Genomic DNA, 22170 nt, shown 5'->3' on the forward strand with positions numbered 1-22170 from the left:
GTGCGCGCCGAAGGTGACTCGGAGTCGGCAGGTCCCGCCCGGTTGGCGGGACGGACGCCAGACGGCTCCGCAGCCACCCAGCGCCTCAGAACCGATGATCTCGCCTGGTCCGATCTGGCGGATGCCGTCTGGTTGACCGCCGCCACCCAGTACGCCTGGCGATGGCAGCGAACCAGCGACCGCGCGCAACCCAACGGGGAGAAACCGCACCCAGCTGCGCAATACGCAGAGGGTACGGACCACACGGCGGAATCGGGCCGAGACGACCGAGCATCGACCGAACCCGAACAGCGGTCCATCCAACGCGAGGACGCGGGCTACAGTTCTGAACAGCACACCACCGCAGAGCATGACGACGACATCCACGTCGAGCCGACGGCCAGTCGGTCGGCCGAGATGCCGGAACCCGTTGGCGGAGCCCCTGTTCGGCTCGACAACACCGCACGACCTGCGTTCCGCCCACGGGCCGCCGGGCCGAACATCGCCCGCGCATTGCGGCCGTTCAAACGCCAGGTTCGTTCCCCGCACCCGGAGGATGCGCTTCTGGACGAGGAGGCGACCGCCGAGCGGGCCGTTGAAGATGGGCTGTGGTTGCCTATGACCCAGCCGAACATGACGCGCTGGCTGGATTTGACGCTGGTCGTGGACACCAACCCGTCTATGGCGCTGTGGCGCTCGACGATCAATGCTGTCGTCACGTCGCTGGAACGGCTCGGTGCGTTCCGCTCGATCCAGCAACGCTCGCTGGACACCCGTGAAACACCGCTGTTGCGCGGCGCTACCACGGAAACGCCCACCCGCAGCCCTGCGGAACTGATCGATTCATCCGGTCGGCGGGTCGTTCTCATCCTCACCGACGGCGTCGGCGAGTGCTGGCGGCAGGGTCTGATCTCGCCATTGCTCGCTCAGTGGGGCACATCGATGTCGGTAGCGGTCGCGCATCTGCTACCGCAGCGGCTCTGGCGTCGCGGTGGCTTGCGCCCGCAGCGTGCGAGAGTGACCGCGCCACGCTCGGTGGCACCGAATCGACAGTGGACGGTCGAGCTACCGGACGCCTGGCTGGATCCCGACCCGGTGCCAGCCAACGCGGTCGCCGTGCCGGTCCTGGAGCTGGAAACCCGCTGGCTGGCGCGCTGGGCGCAGTTGGTCGCGGGGTACCGGACGCGATCCGCCGACGCCGTGGTTACATTCGCCCATGATCATTTGCCTGAACCGGCCGAGGACGAGACTTCCGCCCGTGACGATGACGACGTTATCGGGTCCCCTCAGCGGCGCGTCATGAAATTCCGCAGCTCGGCATCGCCGCCGGCGTTCCGCCTCGCGACGTTGCTGGCCGCAGTGCCGGTCAGCGTGCCGGTCGCTCGGCTGATCCAGGCCGAACTGGTTCCGGATTCCGGTCCTGCTCACGTGGCCGAGGTGTTCACCAGCGGCTTGCTGCGCGTGGACAACTCCACCGACGTGGCAGGTTGGGAAACGGCTCGCTTCGATTTCGACCAGCCGATCCGAGAAGTCCTGCTCAGCGGCGCCCGCCGCTCGGAGACTGCGCACGTCGTGCGTGTCGTCGCCGATGCTCTTGCCGACCGCGTCGCTGGCGTCAGCCAGCTCCGCGACGCCCTGGACGCTCCTGATGCGACGCCAATTCCTCGTCTATCACAAGAGACGGAGATTGAGCGGGCACTGATGCGCGCTCTTTCCGGGCCTTATCTCGTTCGCGCGGGCAGGTTGGACGAGCTGCTCCACCATAGCTCTCGACCGGAAGATACACCTTCGGTCGAAAATTCGGCCCCTTCATCGACCGATGCTTTTGACAGCAACATCCAAACGGTGAGTGAGAAAATGTCACTTTCGAGCACCGAATCAACGAACGACCCCCAAACATCGATCCCGGCCCCGGACGATTGGGGGGTCCGGTCGGCGACTGAGACGGGCGAGGGTGCGACCGACGCGGAGGATCCGGCCAGTCCACCGTCCACTGTGGCGGCCCGAATTCTCCGTGAACGGCGGCCGGAGGACGTCCCGCCGATCTGGGGCGACGTGCCGCCGCGCAATCCGATCTTCACGGGCCGCGAAGATCCGCTTGCGGAGTTGGACGGTCGATTGACGGCTGGCGGCACCACCGCCATCCTGCCTGCGGCGCTGCACGGCATGGGCGGCATCGGCAAGACCCAGATCGCGGTCGAGTACATATATCGCCACCTGCAGGACTACGACCTGGTGTGGTGGGTTCAGGCCGGGCAGTCCTCCCAGATCCGCGCCGGGCTCACCGAGCTGGCCCAGGCACTGCGCCTGCCCGGAAGCTACGAAGCCCACACGGCCGTGCCCGCGGTTCGGGAGGCGCTCCGGCGCGGTCATCCCATTCGAAGATGGCTGTTGGTGTTCGACGCTGCCGAAAGTCCGGAGGCGGTACGCCCCTTCTTCCCGTCCAACGGGCCGGGCGAAATCCTCATCACATCCCGGAATCCCGACTGGGCCGAAGTAGCTCGCCCTTTGGAGGTCACACTGTTCGAGAGGGCGGAGAGCAAGGAGTTGTTGCACAGCCGCGGCCCGGAGATCACTGATGAGGAGGCCGACGCGCTGGCCGACAAGTTGGGAGACTTGCCGCTGGCCATAGCCCAGGCCGCCGCGTGGCGAGCGGAGACCGGCATGCCGGTCAGCGAATACTTGCGCGTGTTCGACGAGAAGGTCGCCGAGATCCTCGACGCATCGGCAACCAACGACTACGAGGTGCCGCTCGCAGCTGCTTGGAACGTCTCGTTCGACCAGTTGGAGTCTCGAAACCCCGCCGCTCACCAACTCCTGCAGGTGTGCGCGTTCTTCTCGCCGGAGCCGATCTCCCGCAGCTTGTTCACCGGCGTCCGTGGCACGGTGATCTCGCCGGAGCTGGATGCCGCGTTGCGCGATCCGATCCGGCTGGGCCGGGCTATCCGCGACATCAACAGGTATGGCCTGGCGAAGATCGACCATCGAAATGACACCCTGCAGTTGCACCGGCTGGTGCAACTGGTCCTCCGCGACCGGATGCCACCACAGCGCCGTGCGAACATGTGCCACGGTGCCCATCTGCTGCTGGCCAACCTCAATCCGAACGACCCGGTTACCCCGTCGCAATGGCCGCGATACCAGGCCATCCTGCCGCATGCGTACGCGTCGGACGTGTTGGAATGCGAGGACCCCTGGGTGCGCCAGTTGGTCATCGACTTGATGGAGTACCTGTACTTCTGGGGTGACCACGAGGAGTGCGTGGCGCTGGGCCAGCGAGCCCTCGACGTATGGTCGACGACGTTGGACGAGACAGACCCCCAGTTGCTCCACGTGGCTGGCAAGCTGGGTGTCTACCTGTGCAAGCTGGGCCGATACGCCGAAGCTGCGGAGCTCAACCAGCGAACGCTTGCCCTGCGCCAGCAGACCTCCGGCGAGAACAGCGAGGAAACCCTGGACGCGGAACTCACCGTCGCGTTTGACTTGAAGGCCAAGGGTGAATTCCTGTCGGCCAGGGACATGAATGAGCAAACCTACCGCAAGGCGAAGGGACTGTTCGGCGCCGACGATCCGGTTTCCCTCGCCGCCGCACACGACCTGGCCGTGACCCTGCGGCTGGCCGGGGACTTCCAGCGGGCACGGGAGTTGGACGAAGACACCTACCGGCGGCAGGTCGAGGTACGTGGCTTTGACAGCTCGCAAGCCATCTCCACGTTCGCCGGGCTCATCCTGGACCGTCTTGAGCTGGGCGACTACGCCTGGGCCCACGGCGAAGCGGAACGCCTCGCCGACCGCTCCCGGCAGCTCTTGGGCGAGGACAACGTGAGGACCCTGCTACGACAGCACCAGTTGTCCATCGCGGCGCGCAAGAACGGGGAGCACCAGAGCGCATTGGAGCTGTCCAGTCAGGCATTGGAGCGGTTCCGCTTCCGCTACGGTGCCGATCATCCGAGCACCCTCAGTTGCGCCGTATCGCACTCCATGGATCTCCGGCAAACCGGTGAGCTGCAGGCCGCTCGTTCGCTCGGCGAAGACATCTTCGATCAGTTCCGCCGCAATCTCGGCGAGGACCACCCGCACACCCTGTCCGCGGCCGTTGACCTTGCGGTCACGCTCCGGTTGCTCGGCGAAGCCGACAGCGCGCGGCAGCTCGACGAACGGTCGGCCCAGCGGTTCCGCGCGGTGTTCGGCCCGGACCAAGCGCACGCCTTGGTGGCCGCGATCAACCTAGCCAGTGATGTGGCCGTGCTCGGGGAGGTCGAGACGGCCCTGACGCTGGGTACGGAGGCAACGGAACGTGCTGAACGAGTGTTCGGTATCGAGCACCCCACCACCCTAGCGGCGACCCACAATCTCGTTCTCGATCTCCGCGCCCTGGGCCGCACCGAGGAGGCGGAGTCCAAACATGCCGACGTGCTGATCCGCTATCGCCGAGCGCTGGGTGAAGCGCACCCCGGCGTGATAAGTGCTGCTAGAGGCGTTCGCGCCAATTGCGACATCGATCCCCCGCCGCTGTGATCTCGCCAGCTGGCCCGGCTCAGGTGAGGAAACGTCCGATCCAGTCGGCGAGCTCGTCCGGCGCAGTCACGCTTGCCGCGCCAGTTCGAACTCTCCGGTGCACTGCGCGGACCAGTTCGGGACAGGTCAGCAACGCCCGAGCGGCTGGTCGCGCACCCAACCCGGACAGGGCTAGGCCCAGCCCGACCCAGGAGGCAGGGCGGTCCGGGTCCGCGGCCAGTTCCGCCTGGTAGCCGACTACGGCATCGGTGAGGCGACCGCTGGCGTAAGCGAAATCCGCTGGCGTCGCATCGGGAACGGTCGACCACACTTCAGACGGCATGTGTTGGCCGTGGGAATCGGCTGGCGCGCTGGGCGCCGATTCGCCGAGGCCGAGGCGGACCAGGTCGGTCCGTGCCCGCGACCAGGGACCATCTGGTACGGGGGTGGGCGTCCGGTCGCTGACCACGCGGATCCCGGCCAGGCGTCGCCGCCCCGCCAGCCAAGCGTCCGCCACCGCCGCGACGGTTTCCGGGATCGGTCGCACATACCGAATTCGCCACCCGGCGTAGTGATCCGAGGCCAAGGCTGCGGCCATGTCGGCCAGGTCGGCGGGAATCGGTTCGTCCTGCCATGGGCCCAACCGCTCGGCGATGCCGTCGACGAACCGCCGCCCCGCCTGAGTCAGAACCGGATCGTCCCGCAGAACCTGGAGTGCGCCCCAGGTCACAGCACGCCAGTAGGCGAACTCGAATACGGCACGGCGATCTGAGAATCCCGGATCGGCGTGCGCCAACGCCCGCCAGAACATGGTGACGCCGAAAAACGCGTAGGTGCCTTGGAGCATTCCGGCCATTGGGCGCGGATCGTCCCGCCACGGCGCGTAGAACCGCTCCCGCGGATCCTCCTCCCGCAACCTGGTCAAGTGGAGCAGGCCCCCCAGCCGGATGTGCTGGAACTCGTGGACGAGCATGGCGGCCAACGCGACTGCGTCGGCTGGTCGGCTGACGATGGCGCTGCCGAAGGCTTCTCCGGTGGAAGCACTCGGCTCCCGGAACGGAATCGCCGGGCGTGGCACCAGTGAGTTCAGACCAGCGCTGAGGGCATCGGCGATTTCGGGGAGGTGCTGGACGATCAGGCGCCAGGCGTCCTTGAGCAGTCCTCGCCACGTGTCCATCTCGGTGGTGCTGATCCGCTGCGGCAACACCGGCTCGTAAAGCCCGCGGTAGGGATCTATATCGTCTAGGCGCACCGCGAGCGCCTGGCCATGCGCTCGAACCGAGATGTGCCGAATACCCCACCAGCCTGGGGCGTCCATGGAGTGATCGGGCGGTATGCGCACACACGCCGTCCCACTGCGGATTTCCAGCCGTCCGCTCTCGCCGTGCACGTCGGCCACCGAAAATCGTGCCTGCGCGGGCAGACGCGCTAGACCGATGGTCGGCAGAATCGCCCCGCCGTGCCACACCGGTACCGACGTCTCGAACCGAAGCCCGGCACGGATCGCCGCCGCTGCGGCAAGCGCATGTATATGTCCGATGTGTACCCACAGTGGACAGACCCCGGTGGTTTGGTGGTGGAACAAGCGCGTGGTGTAACCGGCCCAACTTCCCGTGTAGGGATGCGCGAGCATCAGATCAAGCACTCTAGGCGCTTTCGCTTGGACTCGCGTCAGCAATTCCCAGGACGATTCCGGGGAAGGTAGCGGTCCCCGCAGGTCTGGAACCTTGGCCACCTCGTCCACCAGTGCTCGCAGCAGGAGCAATCGCCGACTGCGCTCCGCGCGACGCAACCGGCGAACGGTGCGGGCACCACCCGAACCGCGAGCGAGGTCATCGAAGTCGGCCCACGACAGGCGGTGGAGAGCGACATCTTCCGGGACACTATCTCGGCCGACGGGCACGGCTGCTCCTCGACGGTTGGCCCGGACGTCCGCCGACTGAAACTAGCGCAGCGGGAAGCAGCGGAGTCAATCGGCCCTCTCTTTGCCGTCGTTGGTGCCCGATTCCGTCACCCCAATGTCCGCTGCCCGTTCCACCACGTGTCGTAATGATCGGTACAGCGCCGCATGGTTCAGTGTTCTCAGCTCTGAAAGTGGGACCATTTCGAGGTCGATTAGTTCCGACTCGACGCCCGGTTCGGCGTCAACCGAGAAGAAGGTCATGTTGACGGCTCCCTCGTGTCCGGCACGTGCGGGGGTGGGCACGTGCTTCCATGATGTCTTGTTGCACGCGCAATGTGAAGCCGATTTCTCGCAGTACCGCAGCATGACCCCGCCTGTTTGCCGCTGAATGCTCAGGACTTTCCGCTGGGTAATGGGCTCTTTCCGCGTCGGATTCGGGCTTTCCGCGTTGCCGGGTTCGTTGGTCTGCTCAGGCCAGGGTTTCGCGGTGGGTTTCTCTGGCTGTTAGGACCGCTGTTAGGGAGATCGCTGAGATGGCTGCGTAGTAGGCGACCACCGACCAGACCGTTCCCGTCGCCGCTAGTAGGGATGCCGCTATCAGGGGGAAGAAGCCGCCGATCACGCCTCCGAGTTGGCGGCTTACGCCCAGGCCGGAGAATCTTCTCGTCGCGCTGCGGAAGAGTTCGGCGTAGAAGCTGCCTTCCGTGGCGAACAGCATCGTTTGGATGAACGCTGGTGGGATCGCGATCGCCAGGATCACTAGCGCGTTGTTCCTGGTCGCCAGCAGCGGGAAGAAGACGAACGCCACGTAGAGCGCTCCGATGATCAACGAGGTCGCCATCATGATGCGGCGGCCGACGAAATCCGAAATCCGGCCGAACAGCGGGTTCGCCACGATGCCGACGACGTTTCCGATGAGCACGCCGATGAGCATCACGGAGTTCTCGATGTGCAGTTCCTGGGCTCCGTAGACCAGCACGTAGACCGTGAAGATCTGCAGCATGCTCGTTTCGGTGATCACGCAGAGGAAGATGGTGATGCACGCCTTCGGCTCCTCGCGCAACGCCGCGATCAGCGGCAGTTTGCGCGGGGTTTGCGCCGCTGCCTGCTTGAACACCGGCGATTCCTCGATCTTCGCGCGGACGTACACGCCGACCAGGACCAGCACGGCGCTGAGCAGGAACGGGATTCGCCATCCCCAGGAGATCCGGTCGTCGGCTGGCATCGCCGCCACCAGACCGGCACCCAACGAGGCCAGCACCGAACCCGCAGCCGCGCCGATCTGGATGACGCCAGCGTATCCGCCGCGCTTGCCCTCCGGCGCGCTCTCGGTTGCCAGGATGACCGCGCCCACGGTCTCACCGCCGAGCGCGATGCCCTGGATGAACCGCAGCAGCACGAGCAGGACCGGGGCGACGACGCCGATTGCGGCATAGGTGGGCAACAGGCCGATGGCCGTGGTCGAGGCGCCCATGACGATCAGCGTGATGAACATGACCGGTTTGCGGCCGATGCGGTCGCCGAAATGGCCGAACACGATGCCGCCCAGCGGTCGGGCGAGGTATCCGACCGCGAAGGTGCCCAGGACCGCGACCGTGGCCACCAGCGCGTTGGTCTTCGGATAGAACAGCTCCTCGAAGACCACCGGTGCGATCAGGCCGAAGAGCAGGAAGTCGAAGTACTCGATGGTGGTGCCGATCGTGCCGGACACCAGGATCCTGCGCCGCTGGGTGCGGATTCGCCGATCCTCCCGATCGTGTTCTGCCACGCTGCCGACGGCCATTTCCAGCCTCCTTCGGGTTGCCTTTGCACGGTGCTGCGACACCGGTTGGGAAGTTCGATCGAGAGTTGCCGGAGCACGCGCCGCAGCGCGGGTTCGCCTGATGCCGGAAGGTGCCGCGCGACCTGCGGTCAGTCCTCGTGGACGATGACCCCGCGGATGATCTTGCCGTCGTCCAGGTCCTGGTAACCCTGGTTGATCTCGTCGAGGCCGTACCGCTGCGTGATCAGCTCGTCGAGCTTGAGTCGGCCGATCCGGTACAGGTCGAGCAGGCGCGGGATGTCGTAGAGCGGATTGCACATCCCGAACACGTGGCCTTGGACCCGCCGCTGGTAGCCGACCAGCAAGCCGTTGGCCGCGAGCTGGATCTGGGTGTCCGTGCTGCGGCCCACCGAGGTGATGGTGACCTGACCGCCCTTGCCGACGATCGAGGTGGCCTGCGACACGACGTCCGCGGTCAGCACACCCACGGTGCAGATCGCGTGGTCCGCCAGCTGTCCGCGGGTCAGCTCGACTACCGCCTCCTGCGCCTCGGCGGCGTTGTCGAAGACGTGCGTGGCGCCGAAGTCGAGCGCCTTCTGCCGTTTGAACGACACGGGATCAACCACCACGATGTAGCGGGCACCCGCGTACCGCGCGCCCTGCACCGCGTTCGAACCCACCCCGCCGGCACCGAAGATGACCACAGTGTCGCCGGTGCGGACACCGGCGGCGTAGACGGACGAGCCCCATCCGGTGGGGACACCGCAACCGACGAGCGCGGCGACCTCGAAGGGGATGTCGGCGTCGATCTTCACGCAGGACGCTTGGGAAACGACCGCGTGCCGCGAGAACGTGCCCAGCATGCAGAACCCGCCGAGGTCCTCGCCAGCGTCGTCGTGGAAGCGGAACGTGCCGTCGGAGAGCATCCCGGTGGCCATCTGGGCGCCCTGGTCGCAGAGGTTCTGGCGGCCCGTCGAGCAGTAGCGGCAGGTACCGCAGGCCGGGATGAAGGAGCAGACCACGTGGTCGCCGCGCTCGACGCGGGTGACGCCCGGCCCCACGTCCTCGACGACACCGGCGCCCTCGTGCCCGCCCACGATCGGCAGTCGGCAGCGGCTGTCGCCGGTTCGCAGGTGCTCGTCGGAGTGGCACATGCCGGAGGCTGCGAACTTGATCCGCACCTCACCCTCGCGCGGCGCGTCCAGCTCCAGATCCGCGAGCTCCCAGGGCTCGCCGGACTCGCGGATGATGGCTGCTCTGGTCCTCATGGCCCTTCCCGTCTTCGTTGACTGGGTGAGTTCCCAAGTGCGGAACGGTACGTAGCTCGTAGCGTCAGTACGAGCGACAAATGTCGCTGCGGAGCCGAGTCATGCGTCACTGGTCCCGTGCGGCGGTCAGGTCCAGACTTCTTCGGCCACCTCGACCAGGAGGGCGAGCTTGGCCCACTGCTGATCGACCGTGATCTCGTTTCCGTCCACTGTGGAGGAGAAACCGCATTGGGGGGAGATGCACAGCTGGTCGAGGGGGACGAATTTCGCCGCTTGGTCTATTCGGTGCTTGAGGTCGTCCTTGCTCTCCAGGACACCCGTCTTCGTTGTCATCAGCCCGAGCACCACCTGTTTTCCGGGTGGCAGGAAGCGCAGTGGCTCGAAGCCCCCGGAACGCTCGTCGTCGAACTCCAGGAAGAAGCCGTCCACGTCGAGTTCGGTGAACAGCGCTTCGGCGACGTAGTCGTAGCCGCCTTCGGCGACCCACGAGGAGCGGTAGTTGCCGCGGCACAGGTGGACCGTGACCGCCAGGTCGTCCGGGCGGTCCCGGATGGCTGCGTTGATCTGCCGGATGTTCACCAGGTGTTGGGTTTCCGGGTCGCCGCCCAGTTCGGCCAACATGGCCCGCTGCTTCGGGTCGTTGAGGTAGGCCAGGCTGGTGTCGTCCAGTTGCAGGTAGCGGCAGCCCAGGTCGTACATGCCGCGCAGTTCGGCGGCGTACGCGGCGGCGAGGTCGGTGTGGAAGTCGTCGAGCTCCGGGTAGATGGTCTCGTCGATGGCCGATCGGCCGCCCCGGTAGAACACCATGCTGGGGGAGGGGATGGTCTGCTTCGGCTCGGCGGTGGTGACCATCCCGCGCAGCGTGGTGTGGTCCGCGCCGAAGATCGTGTGGTCGAGGTGGATTCGCTCGGTCACCCGCAGCGCGTCCGGCGTCCATTCGATGGTGTCGCCGCCCGCGTTCTGGAACCGCACCGAGCGCGTTCCCGCCGTGGTGCCGATGCCGCCGAGTTGGTGGATGAAGTCCATGTGCCACGTCGTCCTGCGGAACTCGCCGTCGGTCGCCGAGCGCAGCCCAATCTCCTCCTGCTTGCGCACGGCAGCTCGGATGGCGTCGTCTTCGACGGCGCGGAGCTGTTCGGCGCTGATCTCGCCATTGGCGCGCTGCTGCCGGGCGGCGACGATTTCCGGTGGCCGCAACAGGCTTCCGACGTGGTCGGCGCGGAACGGCGGCCGGGTGCGGTCGGTCATGTCGTGTCCTCCCAGATCTCGGTTGGGTATCGGTTGACCACGCGGCGTTTCGCCTTCGGCAACTGGCTGGTCGGGTCGCAGGAAACTGCCCCTGCCACCTGACCAGCGGTGGGCTGGTCTTCGTGGTAGTCAGTGCACGAAGTTACGCTGGGTTCCTGTATTTACTTTTGTCTTTGAAGCGGCGCAGCCGCTTAGCCCACCCTTGCATCCGGCACCGCCGCGGGTTCTCAGCGGTGCCATGCGGGGACACCCCGCACCCTGAGCTATCTCGGGAGGACAGCCTCGACGTGGTGTATTGGACATACATGATGTCGGGGATCCCGGACCGAGAAGACTTCTGAGGTTCCGCTACCTGCACCGCTACGCAAAATGAGTTCAAAGAATCTCAAACCGCGGCGGTGCGCCATCCGGGGCGGTAGGTCTCGCGGGCCATCGCCGAGTACGGTGCCGGGCTCACCACCGCGCGCACTGCCAGCTGTTCGTGGGGCTGGACGGTTGTCTTGCGGGAACCTCCGCCGGGCTCTCCCCACATCACCGTCACCTCGGCGCCCAGCGGGACGTCGGGGTTCACCGTCGCCAGCGAGAGCGCGGTGCGCTCGTTCGCGCTGTACCCGGTGAACAGGGACAGCCCGACCAGGTTGCCGTCGGCGTCCAGGACGGAGTCGAAGTTCGACGATCCGTAGTTGGCGTTGGGCAGGTCGAAGAACTGGTAGTCGGGGCCGTTCAGGTTGAACGGCGAGGCCAGGAGCTTCGTGACGTCCTCAGCGTTCCAGGCGAGGGTCACCTTGCGGCGCTGGGTCTCCGGCGTGATCGCCGCGAGCGCGTCGCGCCCCACGAAGTCGTGGTCGAACTTGACGAACGAGCCGTAGCCCAGCTCCCACGGGTTCAGGTAGTAGTCCTCGATCTTGTCGGACACGAAGCTGCCAGCCAGGGCGTTCGTCGCTTCGTAGCTGTCCGCGCCCAGCCACTCGCGGTACGGGCGGAGCTCCTCGCTGGTGTAGACCGCCGGAAGGGGTGACGGGATCCAGCCCGACTCCAGGGTGTTGCACGAGTACGCCCGCGCGCCCGCTGGCTCCAGGCCGAACTCGCGCCCGGCTTCGAGGATGGCGTCACGCACCTTGTCGTAGCTCTCGTAGGGACCCCAGAGCTCCAGACCCGGTGCCCCGGCCATGCCGTGGCGCAGGGTGCGGACCCGCTCGCCTGCCACGTTCAGGTGGCCCATCCGGAAGAAGCGCACCTGCTCGACCGGGCCGCCGTTGACCTTCTCGATGACCGGCCACGCGTTCGGTCCCTGGATCTGGAAGCGCCACAGGTCGCGCGTGACCGGCTTGCCGTAGGGCCGCGAGGGCGAGCGCTGGTCCTGGCGGATGTCGACCTGGTAGCCCTTGCCGCCCTGGTAGGTCAGCCAGTTGGCGACCGGGGCACGACCGACGAAGACGAACTCCTCCTCCGCGAGCCGGAACAGGATGCCGTCGCCGATGACGCCTCCCTCGGGGGAGACCGGGACGAACTGCTTCGCCGTGTCCACCGGGAACTTCGCCGTGCTGTTGATCCCGGTGTCGGAGAGCAACCGCAGCGCGTCCGGGCCGGAGATGAACAGGTTGACCATGTGGTGCGTCTGGTCGAACAGCACCGCCGTTTTGTTCCAGGCGATCACCTCGCGGCGCCAGTTCGTGAACTCCGCCGGGACCACCGGGTAGATGTAGGCCCCGAGCTGCGAGTTGCGGAGCAGTTCGACCGTATTTCCGGTCTGGTCCAGGACTTCCTGCAGGTTCTTCGCGCTCATGTGCTATCCGTTCGTGTACGAGGTCGATTCCCCCGGGCTTCGAGCAGCGCAGGCCGTGGGGGCGAACTGTGGTCGGCTCTCCGGGAAGCGGTCAGAGGCCGTACTCTTCGGCGGTTACGTACTCGACGCCCAGTTCCGCCAGCTTGGCGCGCAGGCCGTAGCGGTCGAGCCCGAGTTCGCCGTTGCGGAACGCTTGCCGCGACGCCTCTTCCTTGTCGACGCGTGCCTGTGCCGCGTCGAGTGCGCGGTCGACGTCCTGCCGTGGCACGACCATGACGCCGTCGTCGTCGGCGAGCACCGCGTCACCGGGGCGGATCAGCTGTCCGCTGACCGTGATCGGTACGTTCACCGCGCCAGCAGTCGCCTTGACAGTGCCCTGGGCGCTGACCGCCGCGGTCCACACCGGGAAGCCCATGGCGTGCAGGTCGGCGACGTCGCGGACGCCGGTTTCGGTGACGAGGCCGCGCACCCCGCGGACTTGGAGCGCGGTGGCGAACAGTTCGCCGAACATGCCGTCGGTGTTGGGGGAGGTGCTGGTGACGACGAGGACGTCACCGGGCTGGCACTGCTCGACGGCGGCGTGGATCATCAGGTTGTCGCCGGGCCAGCACAGCACGGTCACCGCGGTGCCGCCGATGCGCGAGCCGAGGTGCACCGGACGCAGCTCCGGACCGAGGTACCCGGTTCGGCCGAGCGCTTCGTGCACCGTCGCTACGCCGTATTCCGCCAGTTTGTCCACCTTTTCGATGGCGGCGCGGGGCGGGTTGGTGACGACGACCGTTCTCATGCGAGCTCCTCGGTCACTTGCGGGTAGAGGCGCATGTATGCCTCGCCCATCGTGTTGTGCGGCATCCCGAGGTTCGGGCCCGCGTTGCGCTTGACCTGCACGCCGCGGCGCTTGGCGAGATCGGTGTAGTAGTCCCACATGTGCTGCTGCGCGGGCAGGCATTCCATCGCCTTGCGCTTGGTGTCGAACACGGACGTGATGTCCAGCAGCACGTTCGGCTTGAAGTCGCACTGTTCGGGCTGGTGCGGTTCGAAGAAGAACACCGGCGGGGCGCCCAGCGGCTCGCCGGGAGCGTCGTAGCCGACGGCCTGCGCCAGCACTCGGGCCTGCAGCGCCATCCGGGCCGCGGCGGGGTGGTCCTGGTTGTAGGGGTCGACCAGCGGATGGGTGAGCACGACCGCCGGGTTCACCTCGCGGTACACGTGCACGATCCGGTCGATCAGCTCGTCGGACTCCCGCAGCGGGTAGTCCCCGGCGTCGAAGAACTCGATCTCCGCACCCAGCGCGTTCGCCGCGTTCGTGGCCTCCTCGCGCCGGATCGCCTTGATCTGCTCAAGCGACTTGCCCTCGCGCCAGGCTTTGGCCGACTCGCCGCGTTCGCCGAAGCTCAGGCACAGCACCTTCGCCCGTTGGCCACGGCTGGTGGCCAGGGCGATCGCGCCCGCCGCACGCCAGACGAAGTCACCGGCGTGCGCGCTGACCACCAGTAACGAACTCATTCCGGTATCTCCTTGGGTCGTCTTCGGCACTCACGAAGGACAGTAGGAGGCCGGGAGACGGGTTGTGAGGTCCCGCAGTCCGGTCTGCGCTACGTCATTTGACTCACCCGAGGCCAGCGGATTGACCCCGCGAGAGCCGACATCAGCCTGTTTTGGCGGCTTTACCGCTGTCAATAGCGTGATTCGGGTGAGAACGCGGGAAGACCGGCTCGGGTCGGTGGCGGGGCTGCCGTCCGGCACCCACGAGTCGTCGGCGTGCCCGCGAGAAGATCTCCGCATTCTGCACATGGCGGGCATCGCGAGCAAAGGGTCGTCGAGTCGATTCGGGCAGCAGGAGCCGCTGATGCGCGACACCGGCCTACGGCGAGTCGCCCGCGCGATCGGGTCATTTGTCGCGGTCAACTCGGCCTCGATGCCGGAGGAAACGCGGTGCTCGGTCGGCTCTACTGGCTACCGGCGGTGTTGCCGATCCGGAGCACCCGGACCACGGGTTCGGCCGCAGGAGGGACGTCATGGGTGTTGAGAGCCTGGAGGCCGCGATCCGGCGCGTCGGGTCGCCGCTCGAGCTGCTGCGCAACTCGACCGTTCGGCCGCACACGTTCCCCGTCGCCCCGGAGTTCACCAACTGGCGCTCCGAGCAGCGTGCCTGGCGCACCTCGTGCGCGCTGTTCGACCAGTCGCACCACATGACCGACCTGTACCTCAACGGCAAGGACGCGCTGCGGCTGCTGACCGATTTCGGGGTCAACTCCTTCGCGAACTTCGCGCCCGGCAAGGCGAAGCAGTACGTGGCGGCGAACCAGGACGGGTACTTCATCGGCGACGCCATCCTCTTCCACCTGGACGACGAGCTGTTCGACGTCGTCGGCCATCCGACGGTGCTCAACTGGTTGCAGTACAACGCGGAAACCGGCGACTACGACGTCCGGATCGAGCGCGACGAGAACTCCTACGACCGGCCGTCGGGGCCCCCGAAGAACTATCGCTGCGAGTTGCAGGGACCTACCGCGAAACCGCTGGTCGAGAAGCTGATCGACGCACCGTTGCCGGACGTGGGGTTCTTCCACATGACCGAGTTCGGCATCGCCGGGCACCGCGTCCGCGCACTGCGCCACGGCATGGCGGGTCAGCCCGGTTTCGAGCTGTTCGGCCCGTGGGCCGAGGGCGCGGCGGTGCTGTCGGCGATTCTGGCCGCGGGCGAGGAATTCGGCCTCGTCCGCGCTGGCGCCAAGGCGTACTCGACGGCCAACCTGGAGTCGGGGTGGATTCCCACCGCGGTACCGGCGATCTTCGGGCCCGAAATGCGCGGATACCGCGAGTGGCTCGCCGCGGACGCGCTCGGATCATTGGGCGGCAGCGTGGATTCCGCCGACATCACCGACTACTACGTCACCCCGTACGACATCGGCTACGGGCGCGCGGTCAAGTTCGACCACGACTTCCTGGGCCGGGAAGCGCTGGAAGGGATCGCCGCCAACGCGCGCCACCGCAAGGTGACCCTCGTCTGGAACGCCGAGGACGTCGCCGCCGCGATGCGGTCGCTGTGCGAACCGGGCATTCCGGCCAAGTTCATCGAAATGCCGAAGGCCCGCTACGCGTTCTTCCAAGCCGACCAGGTGCTGCGGGACGGAGCGCCGGTGGGCATCTCGCTGGACCTCGGCTACCTCGCCAACGAGCAGGACTTCGTCTCGCTGGCGACGGTCGACGTGACCGCCGCCGAGCCGGGCACCGAAGTCGCGGTCGTGTGGGGCGAGCAGCCCAACTCCACCAAACCAGCGGTCGAGCGGCACCGGCAGGTCGAGGTCCGGGCCACCGTCGCTCCCGCTCCTTATGTCCGGGAAATCCGCGACTCCTACCGCAAGTCCTGAACTTTGGCCAATTCCTACCGGGATCGAGGAGAAATGACGAACTCCCGCGAGGAGGTCGCCGACGGCTCGCGTCGGCGCTCCGATCTGGCGGAACTGGTGCGCAACATCAGCTACGAGGTGATGCCGTTCAAGAAGACCGAGCAGGACGTGCTCACCCACGTGCCCACCACGGTCCCGCTCACCGTCACGGTGACCGAGGCCAAGGGGATGGACACCACGCTGGATCTCACCGAGCGCCTGCTGCGGCTGGGCTATTGCGTCGCGCCGCACCTGCCCGCCCGGTTGTTCATCGACGCCGCACACGTCCAGGACGTGGTGGCCCGGCTCGGCGAGTCCGGGGTGAAGTCCGTCTTCGTCATCGGCGGTGATGCGCCCGAGCCCGTGGGCGCGTTCCCCGACGCGTACTCGCTGCTGCAAGCGATGGAGGCGGCGCACCACCCGTTCCAGGAGGTGGGCATCGGCGGGTATCCGGAAGGGCACGGCGCGATCCCGCAGGAAGCCATCGAGCTCGCGTTGAAGCAGAAGGCGCCGTTGGCCACCCGCGTGCTGACCCAGATCTGCTTCGACGCCACCACGACGAGCGCGTGGGCCGCGCGCATCGCCGCTGCGGGCGTCGAACTGCCCGTGTACGTTGGGATTCCGGGTCCGGTGAACCGGCAGAAGTTGATGCGGATCTCGGCAGGGCTCGGGCTCGGCCAGTCGGCGCGCTTCCTGCAGAAGCAGCAAAGCCTGCTGTGGCGGTTCCTGCTGCCGGGCGGCTACCACCCGACGAAACTGGCCAAGCGGCTGGGCACCGCGTTGCCCAAGGTCCGCAACAACATCCGCGGGTTGCACATCTTCACGTTCAACGAACTCCGCAGGACCGAGGCATGGCGGCAGGAACTGCTCGCCTCAGCTGCCGAGGGGAGTGATCGGCGATGATCGGGAACAGCGCCGCCGAGGACTACGGCCGTCTGATCGTGCAGGGCGCGGACCGACCGGGAATCGTCTCGACGGTGTCGTCGGTCCTGGCCGAGCAGGGCGCGAACATCGTCGCGCTGGACCAGTCCTCCAGCGACCCGTCGAGCGGGCGGTTCTTCCAGCGCACGGTCTTCCACCTCGCGGGTCTGTCCGCGCACCTCGGCGAATTGAACCGGGCGCTGGAGCAGCGGCTGACCGACGACCTGGGCCTGACCTACCGGCTGGTCGAGGCCAAGCGGCGCAAGCGGGTGGCCATCTTCGTGTCCAAGGCCGACCACTGCCTGCTCGACCTGCTCTGGCGGCAGCGGCGCGGCGAGCTGCTCATGAACGTCCCGATGGTCATCTCCAACCACCCCGATCTCGGCGATGACGTGCGGCAGTTCGGCATCCCGTTCTTCCACGTGCCGGTGGCAAAGGACGACAAGGCCAGCGCCGAGAAGGAGCAGCTCAACCTGCTCAAGGGCAACGTCGACCTGCTGGTGCTCGCGCGGTACATGCAGATCATCTCCGGGGACTTCCTGGACGAACTGGACGTGCCGGTGATCAACATCCACCACTCGTTCCTCCCGGCCTTCATGGGCGCTGGTCCCTACCAGCGGGCGAAGGAGCGCGGGGTGAAACTGGTCGGTGCGACGGCGCACTACGTCACCGAAGACCTCGACGAGGGGCCGATCATCGAGCAGGACGTCATCCGCGTGTCTCACCAGGAGTCGGTGCGCGACCTGCAACGCAAGGGTGCGGACGTCGAGCGGCTGGTCCTGTCGCGAGCGGTCGCGTGGCATTGTGACGACCGCGTCATCAGGGACGGCACCACCACAGTCGTGTTCTGAGGAGAACGAGTGACCGCACAAATATTGGACGGACGCGCTGTTTCGGCGACGATCCTTGACCGCGTGCAGAAAGAGGTCGCGGAATTCGTCGCCGAACACGGGCGCGTACCGGTGCTGGCGACGGTGCTCGTGGGCGACGATCCCGCGTCCCAAACATACGTCCGCATGAAGGCGAACCGCTGCGCGAACGTCGGGATGCAGTCCCGCCGGATCGAACTCGACGCGGACATCACGACCGGCGCGCTGTGCGCCAGATCCGGGAACTGTCCGACGATCCGGCCGTGGACGGGATCCTGCTCCAGCACCCGGTGCCCGAGCAGATCGACGAACGCGCGGCGTTCGAGGCGATCGCCGCGGCCAAGGACGTCGACGGGGTCACGCGCACGTCGTTCGCGACGATGGCCTTCGACGAGGGCGGTTTCCACTCGGCGACACCTGGCGGGATCATGGCGTTGCTGGACGCCTACGACATTCCGCTGGCGGGCAAGCACGCCGTCGTCGTCGGGCGCAGCCCCATCCTCGGCAAGCCGGTCGGCATGCTGCTGCTGGCCCGCGACGCGACGGTCACCTACTGCCATTCCCGGACCACCGGGCTGGCCGACTACGTCGCCGAAGCGGATGTGCTCGTCGCCGCGGTCGGTCGCCCGGAGCTGATCCGCGGCGAGTGGATCACGCCCGGTGCCGTGGTGGTCGACGCTGGCTACGCGGACAACACCGGCGACGTCGAATACGCGGCGGCGGCGGAGCGGGCCTCGTTCATCACCCCGGTGCCCGGCGGTGTCGGGCCCATGACCATCGCCACCCTCCTCGCGCAGACGATCAGGGCAGCCCGCGACCATGAAGCCGGGCGCCAGGAGGCCAGCTGGTGGGGAGCTGCGCCGTGATCGACTGTCCCGGCTCGCTGTTCCCGGGTCAGCTCGACGATGTTCTCGAATCTGGTTACCGCGGTTACCATTTCGACGGATCGAACGCCCGACGGTCGGCGAGGACCGAGCACCGGAACACCCGGCCGTCGGTTGTGGGCGAACGCGTCCGCCACTTGGTGCGGCAGGCGGGCGCGCACCGGCACGGCGAATGCTGGTGCGACCGGGTCCGGGACGGGCCCGAACCGGTCGGGCGCTGGTATTGGAAGGACGAGCGGCTGAACAGCACCCCGCGCGCCGATCCGCGAGAGCTCACAGCGACATCCCGGACTCCGTGAGGGAGGGGACATGGGAAAGGCGAAAGACGACTACGTTCTCGATCTGGCGCAGAACCGGCGGGGCTTGGCGCTCAACCGGATGTGCGGGTCGTTCAAGCACGCCGAGAACCGTGCGCGGTTCAGCGCGGACGAGGCCGCCTACTGCGATGAGTACGGGCTTTCCGCCGAGCAGAAGAAGGCGATCCTCGAACGCGACTGGACCGGCATGCTGGACCTCGGCGCGTCCATCTTCTACACGTTCAAGCTCGCCATGATGGACCAGAAGTCGATGCAGTACCTCGGTGGTGTGTTCACCGGGATGACGGCCGAGGAGTTCGCTGCGGCGATGCGCTCGGGAGGGCGGAAGTTTGGCTGAGGTGATCTGGGGTCTGGCGACCTCGCACGTGCCGTCCATCGGGGCAGCGATGGACAATCACAAGACCGAGGACGAGTACTGGAAGCCGCTGTTCGACGGCTACGCGCCAGCGCGGGCTTGGATGGCCGAGCACCGGCCGGATGTCGCCGTGATCGTGTACAACGACCACGCCAACGCCGTCGACCTGGACCTGGTGCCGACCTTCGCGATCGGCACGGCCGAGTCCTACGACGTGGCCGACGAGGGCTGGGGCCGTCGGCCGGTGCCCCAGGTCGTCGGTGCGCCGGAGCTGAGCGAGCACCTGATCCGCGAGCTGATGGACGAATCGTTCGACATCGCCACCTTCCACCAGCTCGACGTGGACCACGGACTGACCGTGCCGCTGTCGATCTACTGCCCCGAGCCGGGTGATGCCTGGCCGTGCGCCGTCGTTCCGGTGCTCGTCAACGTCATCCAGTACCCCCAGCCGACCGCTGCCCGCTGCTACGCGCTGGGCGAGGCGCTGGGACGTGCGATCCGGTCGTTCCCGCAGGACCTGAAGGTCGCGGTGTTCGGCACCGGCGGCATGTCGCACCAGTTGGCTGGCGCACGCGCTGGTCTGATCAACACCGAGTTCGACCGGATGTTCCTGGAAGCCATCGAGTCCGATCCGGCGAAGCTGACCGCGCTGACCCGCGAGGACTACATCCGCGAGGCGGGCACCGAAGGCATCGAGCTCATCATGTGGCTGGTCATGCGCGCGGCGATGAGCGAGAAAATCGCCCGGATCCACGACACCTACCACGTGCCCGCCTCCAACACGGCGGCGGGGCTGGCGCTGTTCGAGGACCTCGGCGACGCGGGAAAGGGATCGGTGGCCGCGTGAGCACTTTCGTTCTGGTGCACGGAGCCTGGCACGGCGGTTGGGTCTGGCAGCGGGTGGCTCCTCTGCTGCGCGCTGCCGGTCACGAGGTGCACGCCCCGACGCTGACCGGCCTCAGCGATCGCGCACACCTGCTCAACCCGTCGGTCGGGCTGAGCACGCACGTCCAGGACGTCGTAGCGCTCATCGAGGCGTACGACGCGCGGGACGTCGTGCTGGTCGGCCACAGCTACGCCGGACAGGTCATCAGCGGTGTCGCGGACCGGATCCCGCAACGCCTGGCCAAGCGCGTCTACCTCGACGCGTTCGTCGGCGACGACGGGGACGCCGCGATCGACCTCCAGCCCGAGACGGTGGCGGAGCACTACCGGGAGTCGGTGGCCGGGCCGGGGTTCGGCTGGCTCATCCCGGTGCGCTCCCTGCAGGTGCTCGGGGTCACCGAGCAGTCCGATGTGGACTGGCTGACGCCCCGCCTGACGCCGCACCCCTGGCTCACCTACACCGAACCGCTGCGGCTGACCGGGGCCGCGGACGGCGTCGCGGCGGCCTTCGTCGAATGCACCGACTGGATGCGGGTGTTCCAGACGCACGCGGAGCGGGCCGCGGCTCGCGGCTGGCCGGTGCACCACATCGCCACCGGTCACGAGGCCATGGTCACCGCCGCCAAGGAGTTGGCCGAGCTGCTGCTGGAAGTGCGCGCATCGTGAGCGCGGCCAGTCCGCCCAGGCCCTGATCATCGGCCGAACCGAGAACCTGGAGAGACGATGGAATTCCTGGTCCGCACCGAAAACCTCCTCCCGGCCGACACACCGGACGAGACCCGCGAACAGCTCCGCAAGGGCGAACGCGAACGCGCGCAGCAACTCCGCGAGGCGGGAATCCTCAAGCGGCTCTGGCGGGTTCCGGGCCGCAACGCCACTGTCGGGCTCTACGAGGCGGAGGACCCGGCCGCGCTGCACGACGCGTTGACCTCGCTGCCGATGTGGAAGTGGATGGACGTGACCGTCGAGGCGCTCGCCACCCATCCGCAAGAGCGGAAGTAGCCGCTACCGTCCACTTCGGACGCAGTCCTCGACGAGGACCGCGAAGCCGCGACGGACACCCCTGTTCGGCGGCATCGCTGCTCAGGGGCGAGATCTACGTCATTTGTCGCGGCTGTTGTGCGGCTGATTGCCGAGCTGGCTGAGTCATTGAGCTGTGTCTTCGAACTCCGCGGATTCCTACCATGAAACGCGGCTGTCGGACCGACTCGACGGGGAGCGCCGATATGGATACCAGCCGCCTGACCGCGATCGATGTGCACGCCCATGTTCTCGCCTCGGTCGCGGAGCAGGAGCGGACGGGTGCCTCGGCGGACTCCTTGGCCGGGGTGTTCGGCTCGATTCCGGAGCTGACCGTGCCGGAGTTGGCCGACTTCTACCGCGAGCGGCAAATGGCGGCCGTGGTGTTCACGGTCGATTCGATCACCCGGACCGGCGATGGGCTGCGGGTGTCCAACGAGGAGATCGCCGAACAGGCCGCCGAGCACCAGGACACCCTGATCCCGTTCGCCAGCGTTGATCCGGGGCGAGGTGCCGCCGGTGTCCGGATGGCGCGCAGGCTCATCTCCGACCACGGGGTCCGGGGCTTCAAGTTCCACCCCAGCAGCCAGGCTTTCTACCCAAACGACCCGGCGGCCTACCCGCTGTACGAGGTGATCGCCGAGGCCGGTCTGCCCACCATATTTCACAGTGGGCAGACGGCGGTCGGTGCCGGGCAGCGCGGCGGCGGGGGAATCCGGCTGAAGTACTCCAACCCGATCCACCTGGACGATGTCGCGGTGGACTTCCCCGACATGCCGATCATCATCGCGCATCCCTCGGTTCCGTGGCAGGACGAGGCGCTGGCCGTGGCGGGGCACAAGCCGCAGGTCTACATCGATCTGTCCGGGTGGTCGCCGAAGTACTTCCCGCCGCAGCTCGTCGTGCAGGCGAATTCGCTGCTGAAGCACAAGATGCTGTTCGGCTCCGACTTCCCCGCGCTCTCGCCGGACCGGTGGCTGAGGGATTTCGCCAAGCTCGACCTCAAGGACGAGGTCCGCCCGCTGATCCTGAAGGAGAACGCGATCCGCCTGTTCGGCCTCGACGCGGCGAAGGAGGGCTGATC

17 protein-coding genes and 1 pseudogene are annotated in these 22170 nt (G+C 67.1%); 10 read left to right on the top strand and 8 right to left on the bottom strand.

The genetic code is table 11. The features are described 5' to 3' along the window. Complete coding sequence (fxsT, locus tag MOQ72_RS00345; protein ID WP_308197809.1) at positions 1-4497, top strand: FxSxx-COOH system tetratricopeptide repeat protein; 4497 nt, start codon at positions 1-3, stop codon at positions 4495-4497. A 19-nt stretch (positions 4498-4516) separates the two neighbouring features. Here the strand turns inward: fxsT and MOQ72_RS00350 are convergent, their stop codons facing one another. The 8 genes from MOQ72_RS00350 to MOQ72_RS00385 all read right to left on the bottom strand — a co-directional run bounded on the left by MOQ72_RS00350 (position 4517) and on the right by MOQ72_RS00385 (position 13949). Then, complete coding sequence (locus MOQ72_RS00350) at positions 4517-6379, bottom strand: HEXXH motif domain-containing protein (protein WP_242179711.1); 1863 nt, start codon at positions 6377-6379, stop codon at positions 4517-4519. 66 nt (positions 6380-6445) lie between these two features. Then, positions 6446-6640, bottom strand: coding sequence for an FxSxx-COOH-like cyclophane-containing RiPP peptide (locus tag MOQ72_RS00355; RefSeq protein WP_242179713.1), 195 nt, complete (start codon positions 6638-6640; stop codon positions 6446-6448). Between the two features lie 208 nt (positions 6641-6848). Further along, entirely contained in the window at positions 6849-8162 is a 1314-nt protein-coding gene (locus MOQ72_RS00360) for an MFS transporter (RefSeq protein ID WP_242179714.1), read from the bottom strand. Positions 8163-8290: 128 nt separating this feature from the next. Next, positions 8291-9409 (bottom strand): NDMA-dependent alcohol dehydrogenase, encoded by a 1119-nt coding sequence (locus MOQ72_RS00365; RefSeq protein WP_242179716.1) that lies wholly within the window; start codon positions 9407-9409, stop codon positions 8291-8293. 126 nt (positions 9410-9535) lie between these two features. Beyond that, on the bottom strand, positions 9536-10657 hold the full coding sequence (locus MOQ72_RS00370; RefSeq protein WP_242179722.1) for a 5-methyltetrahydropteroyltriglutamate--homocysteine S-methyltransferase: 1122 nt from the start codon (positions 10655-10657) through the stop codon (positions 9536-9538). A 385-nt stretch (positions 10658-11042) separates the two neighbouring features. Continuing rightward, on the bottom strand, positions 11043-12443 hold the full coding sequence (gene ligM / locus MOQ72_RS00375; RefSeq protein ID WP_242179724.1) for a vanillate/3-O-methylgallate O-demethylase: 1401 nt from the start codon (positions 12441-12443) through the stop codon (positions 11043-11045). A gap of 91 nt (positions 12444-12534) precedes the next feature. After that, the gene (locus MOQ72_RS00380) at positions 12535-13230 is read right to left on the bottom strand and encodes a 4-carboxy-4-hydroxy-2-oxoadipate aldolase/oxaloacetate decarboxylase (protein ID WP_242179725.1); all 696 of its coding nucleotides are present in this window, start codon (positions 13228-13230) and stop codon (positions 12535-12537) included. After that, entirely contained in the window at positions 13227-13949 is a 723-nt protein-coding gene (locus MOQ72_RS00385) for a PIG-L deacetylase family protein (protein WP_242179726.1), read from the bottom strand. Before MOQ72_RS00385 ends, MOQ72_RS00380 begins: the two co-directional genes overlap by 4 nt. Before the next feature lie 512 nt (positions 13950-14461). On the opposite strand from MOQ72_RS00385, the gene MOQ72_RS00390 reads away from it, so the two are divergent. From MOQ72_RS00390 to MOQ72_RS00430, 9 genes and pseudogenes are all read left to right on the top strand, one after another. Beyond that, the gene (locus MOQ72_RS00390) at positions 14462-15817 is read left to right on the top strand and encodes an aminomethyl transferase family protein (protein WP_242179727.1); all 1356 of its coding nucleotides are present in this window, start codon (positions 14462-14464) and stop codon (positions 15815-15817) included. Positions 15818-15850: 33 nt separating this feature from the next. Further along, a complete protein-coding gene (locus MOQ72_RS00395) occupies positions 15851-16738 on the top strand; it encodes a methylenetetrahydrofolate reductase (protein WP_242179728.1) in 888 nt (295 codons plus the stop codon). Continuing rightward, positions 16735-17607, top strand: a complete 873-nt coding sequence (purU, locus tag MOQ72_RS00400) for a formyltetrahydrofolate deformylase (RefSeq protein ID WP_242179729.1) — start codon at positions 16735-16737, stop codon at positions 17605-17607. Before MOQ72_RS00395 ends, purU begins: the two co-directional genes overlap by 4 nt. Before the next feature lie 9 nt (positions 17608-17616). Then, positions 17617-18491: pseudogene (locus tag MOQ72_RS00405) on the top strand (bifunctional 5,10-methylenetetrahydrofolate dehydrogenase/5,10-methenyltetrahydrofolate cyclohydrolase). A 327-nt stretch (positions 18492-18818) separates the two neighbouring features. After that, entirely contained in the window at positions 18819-19163 is a 345-nt protein-coding gene (locus MOQ72_RS00410) for a protocatechuate 3,4-dioxygenase (protein ID WP_242179730.1), read from the top strand. Position 19164: 1 nt separating this feature from the next. Then, positions 19165-20028: a class III extradiol dioxygenase subunit beta gene (locus tag MOQ72_RS00415; protein ID WP_504980033.1), complete on the top strand. Its 864-nt coding sequence runs from the start codon at positions 19165-19167 to the stop codon at positions 20026-20028. Continuing rightward, the gene (locus MOQ72_RS00420; RefSeq protein WP_242179732.1) at positions 20025-20732 is read left to right on the top strand and encodes an alpha/beta hydrolase; all 708 of its coding nucleotides are present in this window, start codon (positions 20025-20027) and stop codon (positions 20730-20732) included. The genes MOQ72_RS00415 and MOQ72_RS00420 overlap by 4 nt, the downstream gene beginning before the upstream one ends. A gap of 57 nt (positions 20733-20789) precedes the next feature. Next, a complete protein-coding gene (locus tag MOQ72_RS00425) occupies positions 20790-21068 on the top strand; it encodes a muconolactone Delta-isomerase family protein (RefSeq protein WP_242179733.1) in 279 nt (92 codons plus the stop codon). 224 nt (positions 21069-21292) lie between these two features. Next, positions 21293-22168, top strand: a complete 876-nt coding sequence (locus MOQ72_RS00430) for an amidohydrolase family protein (RefSeq protein ID WP_242179734.1) — start codon at positions 21293-21295, stop codon at positions 22166-22168. The last annotated feature ends 2 nt before the right edge of the window (positions 22169-22170 follow it).

The organism is Saccharopolyspora soli, from assembly GCF_022678645.1.
GTDB lineage: Bacteria > Actinomycetota > Actinomycetes > Mycobacteriales > Pseudonocardiaceae > Saccharopolyspora > Saccharopolyspora soli.

What these genes read in the sequence shown, in the direction of transcription:
- MOQ72_RS00365 (WP_242179716.1), bottom strand. Translation starts at nt 9,409, where the DNA reads ATGAGGACCAGAGCAGCCATCATCCGCGAGTCCGGCGAGCCCTGGGAG.
- MOQ72_RS00370 (WP_242179722.1), bottom strand. Translation starts at nt 10,657, where the DNA reads ATGACCGACCGCACCCGGCCGCCGTTCCGCGCCGACCACGTCGGAAGC.
- MOQ72_RS00430 (WP_242179734.1), top strand. Translation starts at nt 21,293, where the DNA reads ATGGATACCAGCCGCCTGACCGCGATCGATGTGCACGCCCATGTTCTC.
- MOQ72_RS00360 (WP_242179714.1), bottom strand. Translation starts at nt 8,162, where the DNA reads ATGGCCGTCGGCAGCGTGGCAGAACACGATCGGGAGGATCGGCGAATC.
- MOQ72_RS00410 (WP_242179730.1), top strand. Translation starts at nt 18,819, where the DNA reads ATGGGAAAGGCGAAAGACGACTACGTTCTCGATCTGGCGCAGAACCGG.
- purU (WP_242179729.1), top strand. Translation starts at nt 16,735, where the DNA reads ATGATCGGGAACAGCGCCGCCGAGGACTACGGCCGTCTGATCGTGCAG.
- MOQ72_RS00425 (WP_242179733.1), top strand. Translation starts at nt 20,790, where the DNA reads ATGGAATTCCTGGTCCGCACCGAAAACCTCCTCCCGGCCGACACACCG.
- MOQ72_RS00380 (WP_242179725.1), bottom strand. Translation starts at nt 13,230, where the DNA reads ATGAGAACGGTCGTCGTCACCAACCCGCCCCGCGCCGCCATCGAAAAG.
- MOQ72_RS00395 (WP_242179728.1), top strand. Translation starts at nt 15,851, where the DNA reads ATGACGAACTCCCGCGAGGAGGTCGCCGACGGCTCGCGTCGGCGCTCC.
- MOQ72_RS00390 (WP_242179727.1), top strand. Translation starts at nt 14,462, where the DNA reads ATGGGTGTTGAGAGCCTGGAGGCCGCGATCCGGCGCGTCGGGTCGCCG.
- ligM (WP_242179724.1), bottom strand. Translation starts at nt 12,443, where the DNA reads ATGAGCGCGAAGAACCTGCAGGAAGTCCTGGACCAGACCGGAAATACG.
- MOQ72_RS00355 (WP_242179713.1), bottom strand. Translation starts at nt 6,640, where the DNA reads ATGACCTTCTTCTCGGTTGACGCCGAACCGGGCGTCGAGTCGGAACTA.
- MOQ72_RS00385 (WP_242179726.1), bottom strand. Translation starts at nt 13,949, where the DNA reads ATGAGTTCGTTACTGGTGGTCAGCGCGCACGCCGGTGACTTCGTCTGG.